The organism is Myxococcus eversor (assembly GCF_010894455.1).
GTDB classification, from domain to species: Bacteria; Myxococcota; Myxococcia; order Myxococcales; family Myxococcaceae; genus Myxococcus; species Myxococcus eversor.
The window spans coordinates 92670-105531 of record NZ_JAAIXY010000012.1; the positions used below are offsets into that span (position 1 = coordinate 92670).

9 protein-coding genes are annotated in these 12862 nt (G+C 68.6%); 6 read left to right on the plus strand and 3 right to left on the minus strand.

Annotation, left to right across the window (positions count from 1 at the left end; translation table 11 throughout):
- Positions 1-125 precede the first annotated feature (125 nt).
- Positions 126-2432 carry a TonB-dependent receptor gene (locus G4D83_RS24035; RefSeq protein ID WP_163867150.1) on the plus strand — a complete coding sequence of 769 codons (2307 nt, stop codon included), beginning with the start codon at positions 126-128 and terminating at the stop codon, positions 2430-2432.
- A 17-nt stretch (positions 2433-2449) separates the two neighbouring features.
- Positions 2450-3130 carry a Fe2+-dependent dioxygenase gene (locus G4D83_RS24040; RefSeq protein WP_163867151.1) on the plus strand — a complete coding sequence of 227 codons (681 nt, stop codon included), beginning with the start codon at positions 2450-2452 and terminating at the stop codon, positions 3128-3130.
- Between the two features lie 6 nt (positions 3131-3136).
- On the opposite strand, the gene G4D83_RS24045 is transcribed toward G4D83_RS24040, so the two are convergent.
- Both G4D83_RS24045 and G4D83_RS24050 read right to left on the minus strand, forming a co-directional pair.
- A complete protein-coding gene (locus tag G4D83_RS24045) occupies positions 3137-4927 on the minus strand; it encodes a DEAD/DEAH box helicase (RefSeq protein WP_420826655.1) in 1791 nt (596 codons plus the stop codon).
- A gap of 65 nt (positions 4928-4992) precedes the next feature.
- Positions 4993-5841, minus strand: coding sequence for a metallophosphoesterase (locus tag G4D83_RS24050; protein WP_163867153.1), 849 nt, complete (start codon positions 5839-5841; stop codon positions 4993-4995).
- A gap of 192 nt (positions 5842-6033) precedes the next feature.
- Between G4D83_RS24050 and G4D83_RS24055 the strand changes: the two genes are divergently transcribed.
- Positions 6034-7494 carry a hypothetical protein gene (locus G4D83_RS24055; RefSeq protein WP_163867154.1) on the plus strand — a complete coding sequence of 487 codons (1461 nt, stop codon included), beginning with the start codon at positions 6034-6036 and terminating at the stop codon, positions 7492-7494.
- Positions 7495-7509: 15 nt separating this feature from the next.
- Here G4D83_RS24055 and G4D83_RS24060 read toward each other — a convergent pair whose 3' ends face one another.
- Positions 7510-10266 (minus strand): phospholipase D-like domain-containing protein, encoded by a 2757-nt coding sequence (locus G4D83_RS24060; RefSeq protein ID WP_163867155.1) that lies wholly within the window; start codon positions 10264-10266, stop codon positions 7510-7512.
- A gap of 405 nt (positions 10267-10671) precedes the next feature.
- Between G4D83_RS24060 and G4D83_RS24065 the strand changes: the two genes are divergently transcribed.
- The 3 genes from G4D83_RS24065 to G4D83_RS24075 all read left to right on the plus strand — a co-directional run bounded on the left by G4D83_RS24065 (position 10672) and on the right by G4D83_RS24075 (position 12702).
- Positions 10672-11172 (plus strand): hypothetical protein, encoded by a 501-nt coding sequence (locus G4D83_RS24065; protein ID WP_163867156.1) that lies wholly within the window; start codon positions 10672-10674, stop codon positions 11170-11172.
- Positions 11173-11311: 139 nt separating this feature from the next.
- Complete coding sequence (locus tag G4D83_RS46930; RefSeq protein ID WP_205522700.1) at positions 11312-11821, plus strand: hypothetical protein; 510 nt, start codon at positions 11312-11314, stop codon at positions 11819-11821.
- A gap of 128 nt (positions 11822-11949) precedes the next feature.
- Positions 11950-12702, plus strand: coding sequence for a carboxylesterase family protein (locus tag G4D83_RS24075; protein WP_163867157.1), 753 nt, complete (start codon positions 11950-11952; stop codon positions 12700-12702).
- Positions 12703-12862: the final 160 nt, after the last annotated feature.

Consider the following 12862-nt stretch of genomic DNA (forward strand, 5'->3'; position numbering starts at 1 on the left):
ACGGGCGGGCGAGGTCCCCGCGACGCCCTCGGGGCGTCTCCTGGATTCAGTTGATTTTGAAAATCGAAGTCATTCGCAAATCTACTTGGAACGGGCCCCATGGGGCCGGGGAGTTGGAGAGAGTCATGTCGTTCATCAAGTCACGCAGCCCTGGAATCCGGACGAGCGCGGGTCACACCGGTGGAATTCGTTCCGCGCTGAAGCCCTGGGGCCCCGCCGTGGGTCTCGCGTCGGCGCTGGCGGCCGGTGGGGCGGTGGCGCAGGAGCAGCCAGCGCAGCAGGTTCCGGTGTCCGCGGAGGCGCAGGCCGCGCCGGTGGAAGGCGCGCCCGTGGAACCCCAGGCCACGCAGGCCAGCCCCGAGACGCAGGGCACCGAGGGACAGTTCACGCTGCCCACCGTGCAGGTCCAGGGAGAGTCAGAGGGCTATCAGGTCCGTGAGAGCTCGCTGCCTCGCGCCCAGCGCGCGCTGGTGAACACGGCGCAGTCCGTGACGGTGGTTCCCGAGGAGGTCCTCGAGGAGCAGCAGGCCACCACGGTGCGGGACGCGCTGCGCAACGTCTCCGGCATCACGATGAGCGCCGGCGAAGGCGGCCGGCAGGGCGACGCCTTCATCATGCGTGGCTTCTCCGCGCAGAACGACGTCTCCCGTGACGGCGCCAGGGACTTGGGCTGGTTCACCCGCGACACGTTCAACCTGGAGGGCGTGGAGGCGTACTTCGGTCCTTCCTCCGTGCTCTTCGGCCGTGGCTCCACGGGCGGCGCCATCAACCTGGTGACGAAGAAGCCCAAGCGCACGTCCTTCCAGGAAGTCGCCGTGAGCGGCGGCACCGCGCCGTCGGGCCGCGTCGAGGCGGACCTCAACGAGGCGGTGTCGGAGAACTTCCAGGCGCGCCTCAACCTCATGGGCCAGCTCGCCAACACGGCGGGCCGTGACGAGGTTCACGACAACCGGCTGGGCCTCGCGCCCTCGCTGCGCTTCAAGGTGGCGGAGCAGACCACGCTGGAACTGGACTATCTCTTCCAGCGTGAAGACGGCCTGCCCGACTACGGCGTGCCCTACTTCAACGGCAAGCCCGTCACGGAGACACTGGATGTGCCGCGCGGCAACTTCTACGGCGTGACGGCGGACACCGAGCGCGTGGATGCCCACGTCGCCACGGCGCGCCTCTCCCAGGGACTGGGCGAGCAGCTCCAGTTCACCAACACGCTGCGCTTCGGCCGCGTGGACCGCTTCGCCAGCCCCACCGCGCCGCGCGGGCTCACTCCGGCGGGCGCGCCGACCACCATCGGCCGGCAGCGCTTCCAGACGGAGACGGACAACTCCTTCGTCTCCAACCAGGCCACCGTGGGCGGAGAGCTGGAGACGGGCTTCGTCAAGCACACCGCGAACGCGGGCGTGGAGCTGTCGTGGGAGAAGCGCGGCCAGTCCCGTGACAACCTCAACGCGGTGGGTCTGCCCACCGGTCCCAACATCCCGGCGGACCTGTTCGAGCCAGACGCGGAGCCGGACCTGTCCGCGGTGTCGCCGGTGTTCTCCGGCTCCAACGTGAGCATCCAGCGCACGCTCGGCCTCTTCGCCGCGGACCAGGTGCAGCTCGGTCAATACCTGGAGCTGGTGGGCTCGCTGCGCTGGGACGTCTTCAACACGGACTACTCCACCACGGGCAACACCGGCGCCAAGTCGCGCCTGCGCAGCAGCGACCACCTCTTCAACTGGCGCGCGGGCGCCGTCCTGCACCCGACGGAGAAGGTGAGCGTCTACGGCATGTACGGCACCTCCTCCAGCCCCTCCGCGGAGCTGGGCTCGGTGTCCGCGGACACCGTGAGCCTGGACCCGGAGAAGAACGCCATCCTGGAGGCGGGCGCGAAGGCGGACCTGCTCGACGGGCGGCTCGGGCTGACGGGCGCGGTGTTCCGAATCACCAAGACGGACGCGCGCGTGCCCAACACGGACCCGGAGGGGCCGCCGCAGGTGCTCGAGGGTGAGCAGCGCGTGCAGGGCTTCAACGTCGGCATCGCCGGCACCATCGTCGAGCGCTGGAAGGTGCTCGCCAACTACACGCTGATGGACTCCGCCATCCTGGAGCACACCAACGCGTTCCTCGTAGGCCAGCGGCTGCCCAACACGCCGCGCCACAGCCTCTCCCTGTGGACGACGTACTCGCCGCTGAAGGACTTCACCGTGGGCGGCGGCGCCGTCTACCAGGACGTGACGAGCGTCAGCAATCCCACGGCGGCCACCACGGCCACCAGCTACGTGCCGAACTTCTGGCGCTTCGATGCCTTCGCCAGCTACGCGTTCGGAAAGGCACAGGTCCAGCTCAACGTCTACAACCTCACCGACACGCTGTATTACGACCAGTACTACGGCGGTCACGCCGTCCCCGCGGATGGGGTGTCGGCGCTGCTGACGGCGCGTTACCGCTTCTAGGCGAAAGGCTCGCGGTCATGATGTTGCACATTCCCAATGTCCTGACCGCGGCCGAGGTCGCCCGCTGCCGCACGGTGATGGAACAGGCGGACTGGACGGACGGCAGAGTCACCGCCGGCCACCAGTCCGTCCAGGTGAAGAAGAACCTCCAGCTCCCCGAGGGCGGCGCCGCCGCGCGGGAGCTGGGGGAGCTGGTGCTCGCGGGGCTGGAGCGCACGCCGCTCTTCATCTCCGCCGCGCTCCCGCAGCGCGTGTTTCCTCCGCTGTTCAACCGCTACGACACGAGCATGTCCTTCGGCTCGCACGTGGACGGCGCCATCCGCTTCCTTCCCGGGACGGGGCAGCGCGTGCGCACCGACGTGTCCGCGACGCTCTTCCTCTCCGAGCCGGACAGCTACGACGGCGGAGAGCTCGTCGTCGAGGACACGTACGGCCACCACGCGGTGAAGCTGCCCGCGGGGGACCTCATCCTCTATCCGTCGACGAGCCTGCACCACGTCACCCCGGTGACTCGGGGTGCGCGGCTGGCTTCGTTCTTCTGGATTCAGAGCATGGTGCGCGACGTGTCCCAGCGCGCCCTGCTGTTTGATCTGGACACCGCCATCATGCAGCTCAACCAGGAGGTGCCCAAGAGCCCCTCACTGGTCATGCTGACGGGCGTGTACCACAACCTGCTCCGCCAGTGGGCGGAGCCCTGACGGACCTCAGGTACCGCGGTCCTTGCGGACCACGACCTTGCGACCGCGAATCGTCGCAGCCTTCAGCGCGGCGATGACGCGGTTGGCATCCGGCTCCGGGACTTCCACGAGCGAGAACGCGTCGGTGATCTGGATGGCGCCGATCTGCGACGAGTCCAGGCCCGCCTCTCCCGCGATGGCGCCCACCAGGTCGGCGGGACGCATGCCCGCCACTCGGCCCGCGCCAATCCACAGCCGGGTGGTGTCCCACGACGGAGGACCCGCGGGGCGCTTGGGGCCTCGCTCGGTGCGCGCCGGACGCGAGCCCGGTCCGCTGGAGGGGCCGCCGGGGCGGCTCGTCCGCTCCTTGCGCTCCGTCATCGGCGCGGTGGCGGGAATCTCCTCCTCTTCCTTCGCGCGGCCTTCTTCCTGTGAGTCCTGGAGCAGCTTCACGGCCGCCGCGGCGATGTCGAGCGGCTCGAACTCGCCGGCCAGATCCTCCACGGTGCTGCGCAGCGACTCCAGTCCACCGGCCACCAGCGTCTCGCGCAGCGTGGCGCGCATCAGCTCCTGGCGCCGGGCCCGGAGGTCCGCCACGGTGGGGATGGTGGCCACCGTGATTCGCTGGCCGGTGACCTTCTCGATGTTGCGCAAGAGGCGAGTCTCGCGAGCCTCGACGAGGGTGATGGCCACGCCTTCGCGACCCGCGCGGCCGGTGCGGCCGATGCGGTGCACGTACGCCTCGGGGGCGTTGGGCACGTCGAAGTTCACCACGTGCGACAGGCGGGGGATGTCCAGGCCGCGCGCCGCGACGTCCGTGGCGACGAGCAGGTCGGTGCCATGGGACTTGAGCTGCTTGATGACGCGGTCTCTCTGCTCCTGCGTCATGCCGCCATGGAGCGCGTGGGCGCGCCAGCCCCGGCCGTTGAGGGAGACGGTGAGGTCGTCCACCTCGGTGCGGGTGCGGCAGAAGATGATGGCGGCGGTGGGGGACTCCACGTCCAGGAGCCGGCCCAGCGCGGCGATCTTGAACGAGCGCGGGACGACGTAAGCGGTCTGCCGGATGCGAGGCAGCTCACCTGGCTCCACCTTCTCCTTGGCGATGCGCACGCGCACCGGCTGGTGGAGGTGGCGCTCGGCGATGCTCGCGATGCGCGGAGGCAGGGTGGCGGAGAAGAGGGCCGTCTGACGGTTCTCGGGCGTCCCGGAGAGGATGGCCTCCAGGTCGTCGGCGAAGCCCATGTCGAGCATCTCGTCGGCCTCGTCGAGCACGACGGTGCGGACGTTCTCGAGTTGGAGCGTGCCCCGGCGCAGGTGGTCCAGGGCGCGGCCCGGGGTGGCGACGACGACGTCCACGCCGCGCTTGAGCACGCGCAGCTGCTGGCCGATGACCTGACCGCCGTACAGGGGGAGGACGGTGGCGCCGAGCTTCTGGCCGTAGCGGTGGATGGCCTCGGACACCTGCATGGCCAATTCGCGCGTGGGCACGAGCACCAGGGCGGAGGTGTTGTGGGGGCCGGCTTCTCCCGGCGTCAGGTGGTGGAGGAGGGGGAGGGCGAAGGCCGCGGTCTTGCCGGTGCCGGTGGCGGCGATACCGAGAAGGTCCTTCCCTTCGAGCAAGGGGGGAAGGGCTGCCAGCTGAATGGGCGTGGGCTCCTCGTATCCGAGGGCACTGAGCGCCTCCACGAGCTGGGGCTTGAGGCCCAGGGATTCGAAGGAGGCGACGGGGGGCGAAGACGGCGGTGCGGAAGTCACGTCGGGGCTTGTACCACCGGCGTCCACCCTCGTGGATCTAAGAATCACCGTTCTGTCCCACATCTATCGCGGCCCTGGTGGGCGTTGGTGGGTGCGCGGGGCCGCGAGCAGCCCCTCCCGCGAGGGCCTCAACCCTGCTCCGGAGCCCCGAGCCGGGTGACCTCGTGGAGCCCCGTCGGGGTGGCGTGGAAGACGGCGAAGCCGTCCGCGCCCTGCTCGACGCTGGCGAGACAACACACCTGGGAGACACGACCCGAGGCGTGGGTGAGCGTGCCCCGGTAGCGCTTGTGCAGATGTCCACAGAGGACGAGCCGGGGTTCGAGCGCTTCGGCCACCAGCCGCGCGTAGTCATTGCCCACGGCCTCCGCGTTGGGACTGCGGCGCTGCTGCTCGAAGTCCCCGCGGTCCTCGGTGGCGATGATGCCGGAGGGCCAGTCATGCACCAGGAGGACATCCGCCCGCTCCAGGGACAGCGCGCGGTCGATGTCCTCTTCGTTGAAGCAGGTGAAGTCCTTGGAGGAGACAGTGCCCAGCAGGGACAGGGGCGGATGCGGCTTCTGGAAGCCGGCCTCGTCGTGGATGCCGGAGACGCCGACGACGCGCAGCCCCCTGGGCTCGATGACGCCCACGCGGCCCAGGTATTGGCAGTTGGTGGCGACCAGGGCGCCCTCGGGGGTGGTGTCCAGGTGGCCATGCGGCTCGTGGTTGCCGCCGATGAAGTAGACGGGCCACGGGAAGCGGCGGCGGTGCTGGTGGTAGTCCGCGAAGTCGCCCAGGTGCTTGTAGCGGGCGGGAGCGGCCATGGTCTCCAGGTCCGCCTCGTCTCGGTGCGGCTCGAAGTCTCCGACCTGGAGGACGAAGGCCAGCGGGCGGTTCGCGTTCTTCGTCCAGGCCTGGAGGAAGGACACCATCCGGTTCATCCGTCCGTGCACGTCGCCCACGGCGGCGAAATAGAAACCAGCGGAGCCCAGGGCCATGGTCGCCTCCCAGCATGACGCGTCCTGGCGTCGAGTGGCGCAGCGACGTGACCCTGGGGTGACGGCTGACCGGGAGTGGGAGTTGTCCGGGTTTCGCAACTTCTCCGAGGGTGCGGAGATAATCCCCTTGAGAAGTCGCGGCCGAGGTGTCCCTGGCGCCCGGCCGCCATTCAGACCTCCGGAGCTCCTCCCATGACGCGCATTTCCTCCACTGGCAGCACGCCCCCCCGTGCGTCCCGCAGCGAGACGTCCGTCCCCGTGGCGCAGCCGAAGCCGGAGGTTCGCAACGCCGTGGTGGCGTCTCAAGACAGCTTCTCCCGTCCGACGCAGAAGGGCCTGGAGCGAGCCGCGGTGGCCATCAACCCGGATGAGTTCGTTCCAGGGCCCACGCGTCGGGATGTCTACAACGACCTCGACGTCCAGAAGCTCCGCCAGCAGTCGAACGTCAAGAGCTTCCACGAGGGCGAGACCACCCCCCGCACGCGCGAGGACGCGCTGGCCAACGCGGACCGCCTCCTGGGTGGCGCGGACTTCCTGCGCTTTCGGGAGACCGCGCAGGGGGCCACCATCCTCCGTGACGCCAAGGACGTGAACGACGCGGCGGACACGGACCCGACGTCGGCGCGCCACCAGGCGGCCCTGGCCGAAGTCGAAGCCAACACGGCCCTGGAGCAGGAGGCGCTTCAGAACCTCTCTCCCGAGGAGCAGCAGCAGTACCAGGCGGTGCGCGACGGGTTGATGGCGGTGGCGCCCGCGGGCGATCCGGTGGCGGCGCTCGCGCTCCAGAAGCTGCTCCTGGAGGGCAAGCTGCCGGGGGCGGAGGCGATCGGCGGAGAGGGAAATCTGCTGGATCAGCTCCACACGCTGCAGACGCAGGAGCTGGGCGAGGGGATTGACCGGGGCGCGCTGCTGTCGGACGTGGTGCAGGAATTGGCGACGCCCGAGTCCGTCAACCAGCGCAACAAGGGCACGTGCGCGGCCACCGCGGCGTCCATCCAGCTCATCCTGGAGAATCCGGCGGAGTACGTGCGCCTCGTCGCGGGGCTGGCGAGCGCCTCGGGCGAGGTGACGCTGGCGGACGGCAAGACGGTGATGAAGCGCGAGGAACTGGGCGCCGAGGTCAAGGATGGCGAGGACGTCCGCTCGGAGAGCCAGGAGCTGATCGCGCCGGCGTTCATGGAAGTCGCGAACGGTGGCGAGTTGGACTACCAGGACAAGCCGGACGCCCACTACATCGACGGCAAGGAGACGCACAGCGGCCTGTACCCGGTCGAGTTCGACAGGCTCGCGGAGGCGGTGTTCGACCGGAAGGTCGACACGGTGTCTGGCATTGGCGGGCCCGAGGAGGAGGCGGAAGCGTGGGACCTCATCCAGGAGCGCACGGCCGCGGGTGAGACGGTGGCGGTGGGAATGACCTGGAGCACCGGAGGCCACCAGGTGGTGGTGACGGGCACGGGCGTGGACCCGGAGACGGGAGCCGAGTTCGTCGAGTACACCAACCCCTGGGGCCGCACCGAGCGCATGCCGAAGGATGAGTTCCTCAGCCGGCTCAACAGCATGCACACCCGCCCCGAGGAGAAGGTGAAGGAGAAGGACCTGGACCGCGCCCCGAGGCATCCGGAAGCGCCGGACCGCATCTCGAGGACGGGGTAGTCGAGCGGGCGAGGCTCAGCCGACGAGCGAGGGCCAGTTGCGGCCGACCCAGGCGCGCTGTTCGACTTCGTCGCGCCAGCTCCGGTCCTCGCGGTCGATTCTTCGCGACGTGGCGAAGAGTCCTTCGAGGGCCGTGAGCAGCCGCTCGGCGAAGGGCGCGTCCTCCACGACGAGGAGCGCCTCGCTCTCCCAGTAGGCGGCGGTGACGTCCAGGTTGGCGCTGCCAATGGCGACGGCCGTGGTGTCGCAGACCAGCAGCTTCGCGTGGACGTGGGGAAAGAGCTGCTCCAGCTCCGGCTCCCACTCCGGCATGGCGGGCAGGGCCCACTCGTAGGCGATGCCGCCCGCCTCGATGACGGCGTCCAGCCGACTGCGGACGTAGCGGTCGGCGACCTCCCGAAGCGCGCCACCGGGGAAGTACGTCCGCGCGGAGCCGTAATGCGGCCGGACGCTGCCGAACAGCACCTCCACGCGGACGCCTCGGCGCACGGCGGCGATGAGCGCGTTCTGAAGCTCCAGCAGCAGGGGGAAGGTGTTCACCAGCACGAGCCGTGAGCGCGCATGGCGGATGAGCGCGAGCTGCGTGTCGAGCGTGTGAGTGTCCTTGAGTCCTTCGTGCAGGGCGACGCGGGCCGCCATCGTCCCCACGGGGGCGGTGGGCGGGAAGGCGTAGGGCTCGCCGCCCGCGCGAGTCCACTCGGCCAGGAACGCGCTCTCGAGGACGCTGACCAGCGGTCCCTCCAGGCGCGCGCCACAGTCGAGCCAGGGGATGTCGCGGTAGTGGGAGGTCCGCCGCAGGCCCACCTCGTCGAAGCCCGTGTAGTAGGGCGCGCCGAGATTTCTCCCCGAGACAAAGGCGCGAGCGGAGTCGATGACGGTCAGCTTGCGGTGGTTGCGCTGCTTGAGCTCGGAGAGGCTGGGCACGCCGACCAGGGGCGCGATGGCGCGCACCTCGACGTTGGGTGTCTTGGACAGCGTCACGAGGGCGGGGTTGAGCGCGCCGAAGGAGTCATGGCCGCTGTAGAGCGCGTCCGCGAGGAAGCGCACCAGGACACCACGCGCGGCGGCTCGCTTCAACGCGTCGGTGATGCGGGCGGTGACGCTGTCGTCCTCGACGATGTAGCACTGCCAATGGATTGAGGTGCGCGCCGCGTCGATGGCCGCGAGCACGGACTCGCGCGCCAGGCCGTTGTCGAGTTCGAAGTCGATGTCGTGCCCCTCCAGGCGAGGGCTGCATCCCGCGAGCGTCAGCTCCCGAGCCCAGGTGTTCGGCGCATCCGGAATGGGGAGGGGCTCCAGGAGGGTGGCTCTGGGCAGGGCCAGGCATTCCTGGGGACTCAGCGTGCGAAGGAGCGGGTGAACGGGTTTGAGCTCCTCTCGAGTCACGACGGCGGCGATGGCGATGCCCGCGGTGGCAAGACGCGTGGCGACTCGGAGGAGGCGCTGTCCATCGACCTGCTGGGGCACGTCATCGGCGCGAGCGTCGTCGAGCCATGCGCTGGCATCGAGCAGCAGGGGCCAGGGCGTCTCGGGCAGCAGCTCGCGGAGGTGGGCGCGCTGAGCGTCGAGCGAGTCCGTGTCGCGCAGCCGGACGAAGACCAGGTGATAGCGGTCCATCGCCAAGGCATGGGCCGCGGCGAGCGAGTCCTCGTCGAGCAGGCTGTCCACGAGGAGCAGCGGCTGCTCGGGCCCGAGCACGTAGCACGGCGACAAATCCCTGGGCGCGGTGGTGCCGGAGAAGGAGAACGCGAGCGGATGGAGTCCGCGCACGTGCTCGAGCCAGGACTCGCTCAGCGCGGCGGTGCCTCCTTCGTGTGGGGTGGTCCCCAGGGAGACACCGCCCTCGAACACGGACAGCGTGCCCGCCTCGGGGACGGAGATGTTCGACATGAAGCCGACGCGCTCGACAGAGAAGCGGGGCGCGAGGCCAGGGACGGCCACGGAGTCGGAGACCGCGTAGTGGTCCTCGAACAACACGGACGAGGTCTGCGTGCGGGGCAGCAGCAGCGTCGGGACGCGGGCGTTCTGGAGCGCCTTGGCGCCGAGCATCCCGAGCACCAGCGCCTCCATGTCCGCGAGCGCGTCGGCGGGGATGACCAGCAGGTCCGCGCCGGAGCGGACGGCCGCGACGTCGAAGGCCTCGACCCGGCTGTCGGCGGGGTTCTCGGTGAGCGCTTCGACGTGAAGCGTCTGGGAGATGCCCAGCGCGAGGGAGAGGGCCTGGAGGCGTGAGGCCTGCTCCGGGGCCGAGCCCGTGGTGAGGGCGATGAGCTCGGAGGGGAGGGGGCAGTGGGAGAGGAAGGTGGCCATCGCGCCGAGGCCTCGCCCGTCCGGGGTGATGGCCACGGCCATGCGTGACGGCGTCGCCAGAGGAGCGGAGGGCACCCGCCCGATGGAGAGCACGGGGATGTGCTCCCTCAGCGCGAGCATCAGCATGGCCCCGACGCGGGCGCGTGGGGACGTGTCGAGGTGGGGCCCGAGGACAACGAGGTCGGCGCCGTGCTGCGTGGCGGCCTGGACGACGGCGCTGGTGTCGAGGTGCGTTTCGAGAGAGCCGCGAACGTCGATGGAGGGGCTCCAGTCGCGAAGCGCGTGCCGGAGGCGGTCCAGCACGGTGAGGCTGGCGGGAGGAGGGGCTTCCAGTTCGCTGCGCTCGGGGACCAGGCCGTACAGGTAGACGGCCTCGGGCGCGGCGCTCAGCCGCCTCGCGGCGTGAAGCACCACCTCGGACTCCGAGCCGGCATCGAAGACGATCATCAGACGACGGAACATGGCGCGCGCGGTTCCCGGAGTATCCGGTCGCCCGCCTTCACCGACTCACGGCTCCATCGGTCGACCCGGGAACCATCATGCCGGAGTTGGGGCCGGGTGGCGTCCCTGATGGGGGCTGTCCCCGTCGTGCCCCGCAGCGAGTGCTCTCATGCGGGGACCCGATATCAGTATCGAGCATGTGGTTTGTCTGTGATTTGCGGGCACGGTGTTTCAGTGTCGGCATGAATCGCCTTGTCATCCGGATTGGACGAGAGGGTGATTGTCCTTGGGGACAAGGAGTGTGTTGACTCGTCAGAGGGGTCTTGAATCTTGAGTTGTGATGATTTGAGCAGGCTCCTACGGTTCAGCCAGGGAGTTGCCCGGCTCTCTGTGATTTATTTCGCCTGAGCGGGCATTGGAGATCGTATGACGTCGACTGGAGTTCGTGTTCTTGTCCTGGCGGCGGCGTTGAGTGTGGGGCTCGTGTCCACGCAGGCTCATGCTCAGCTCCGAATTCGAATCCCCGTGCCTGATGTGAGCGTCGTGGATTTGACCGTCAGGCTCGAGGTTACCGCGTTGGGGATTGTGGCCATCGAAGTAGGGCCAGAGGTGTTCGTGAATGACGCGGGGTTCCCGGCTGATACGCAGTTCTATGGGCAGGTGGAGACAATCTACCCCGCGGGTTGGGTGCTCTCCTCCGCCGATCCAAATTGTTCTGTGTCGGGAAATGTCGTCACCTGTGACGTGGACTCCGTTACGCAGGGCTCGGGCGTCTCCTTCAGGAGCATGGCGACCCCGCCGTTGCTCTGGATGGGTGTGAGTCATCCCATCACGACCCGCCTGGTGACCGGCACCTCTGAGCCGAGCCCCCTCTCCGTGACCCGATACTGCACGGCAATCACATCCCTGATCGTGATCTGCCAGTAGCGTGGCCGCATCACGGAGTTGCCCCAGAGGCGTGCCGAACAGGGGACCGAGGTTGCCGAACTCTGCCCCTGCCGCGTTGCGACCTGGACGACGTATGTCGTGTTGAGGGACAGGGACACCGCCAGAAGAAGTCCAATCGATGGGCGTGGCCTACCCGGGCTTCCACACCTTCGGCTACGGCTTCCTCACCATGCTCCAGCAGCGGCTGGGCGTGCCCTGTTCGCAGCGCGAGCTGGAGCTCATCAACCCCCTCTACCAGCAGCGCAAGCAGCACGCCGGCAACGCGACGAGGCAGGCCGAGCTGGACCAGGCCTTCCATCACCTGGTCGCGCTCCAGGTCACCCAGGCGGAGGCCATCCTCAACGGGGGCTCCACGCCGACCACCGTTCCGCTCACCAACCCCAGCTTCGAGTCGGGCATGACGGGCTGGTCCACGTGGTCCCCCAATGGCACGGAGTGGGCGGCCTTCATCGAGACGTACAACGGAGCGCGGTCCGGGGCCTGCCACCGGAGGCACGCTGGAGCTGGGCTTCCACACGCAGGCCCCGGCCCAGAACGGCGCCAACTTCATCCACATGGAGTGCGTCGATCTGCGCAGGCAGTGAGACACGGCGCTTGCCCTGGTCTCCCCACATGGAGGCCAGGGTGAGGCGTGTCACGGAGGCGTGACGTCTCGATCTTGATTTATCTGCTTAGACTGCAAATCATGAGGACGCTGGATGTGATGCAACTCGGTGGCTAAAGTATCGGCTCCCCCCAAGTTGAAGAGGAGTTGCCATGTCGGCATCGCAGCGCATCTTGTTGGGTTGTGTCCTGCTCTTCGCGCAGGGCGCGTGGGCCGCGCAGGGGCAGATTCTCGCGCGTCCCAGGACGACGGTGCCAGGCATCAACTACGGCTATTGGGAGTACCTGCCGCAGGACTACGATGACAATTCCCAGGCGAGCCATCCGCTGGTCATCTTCCTGGGCGGTCTGGGGCAGGAGGGTGATGGAACGGCTTCGGCGACGGGTCTGGAGAAGCTGATGGAGGTCACCGCGCCGCCCCGACTCATCCGGAACGGACGGCACTTCCCGTTCATCCTCATCTCGCCCCAGCGTTTCAATGCGTGGTGGGGCAACAGCGAGATCGACGGCATCATCGGGTTCGCGAAGACGCGCTATCGCGTCGACCCGAACCGCGTGTACCTGACGGGGCTCTCTGCGGGAGCCATCGTCATCTGGTCCTACACCGTGGCGTTCCCGCAGAAGATCGCCGCCATTGTTCCCATCGCGGGGAACGGCAACGGGCTTCCCATCTGCGACATGTGGAACGTCCCGGTGTGGGCCTTCCACGGCACGGTGGATGCGACGGTGTCCCAGTATGGGTCCATCGAGCCGGTCAACAAGTTGAACAACGTCTGCAATCCGGCGGCGAATCCGCCCGCGCAGCTCACGCTGTACCCGGGCGTGGGACATGACTCCTGGTCCCGGACCTACAACGGCTCCGCGGGTCATGACATCTACACATGGATGTTGAGCCACTCGCTCTGAGCAGTCGTTGATGGCTCCAATCGATGACCACGCCCTGGCTCTCGACCTGAAGTGGTTGGGGGGGCCAGGGCGAAGTCGCGCCTTGTGTCGGAAATGCCATGGGGAAGTGATGGCGCGCCGACACCCCGCACGACTGCATGGCAAGGCCGTGCATGCTTCT

Excerpts from the sequence above, each read along its gene's own strand:
- G4D83_RS24040 (WP_163867151.1), top strand. The coding sequence starts at position 2,450 with ATGATGTTGCACATTCCCAATGTCCTGACCGCGGCCGAGGTCGCCCGC.
- G4D83_RS24055 (WP_163867154.1), top strand. The coding sequence starts at position 6,034 with ATGACGCGCATTTCCTCCACTGGCAGCACGCCCCCCCGTGCGTCCCGC.
- G4D83_RS46930 (WP_205522700.1), top strand. The coding sequence starts at position 11,312 with ATGGGCGTGGCCTACCCGGGCTTCCACACCTTCGGCTACGGCTTCCTC.
- G4D83_RS24060 (WP_163867155.1), bottom strand. The coding sequence starts at position 10,266 with ATGTTCCGTCGTCTGATGATCGTCTTCGATGCCGGCTCGGAGTCCGAG.
- G4D83_RS24075 (WP_163867157.1), top strand. The coding sequence starts at position 11,950 with ATGTCGGCATCGCAGCGCATCTTGTTGGGTTGTGTCCTGCTCTTCGCG.
- G4D83_RS24035 (WP_163867150.1), top strand. The coding sequence starts at position 126 with ATGTCGTTCATCAAGTCACGCAGCCCTGGAATCCGGACGAGCGCGGGT.
- G4D83_RS24045 (WP_420826655.1), bottom strand. The coding sequence starts at position 4,927 with ATGTGGGACAGAACGGTGATTCTTAGATCCACGAGGGTGGACGCCGGT.
- G4D83_RS24065 (WP_163867156.1), top strand. The coding sequence starts at position 10,672 with ATGACGTCGACTGGAGTTCGTGTTCTTGTCCTGGCGGCGGCGTTGAGT.
- G4D83_RS24050 (WP_163867153.1), bottom strand. The coding sequence starts at position 5,841 with ATGGCCCTGGGCTCCGCTGGTTTCTATTTCGCCGCCGTGGGCGACGTG.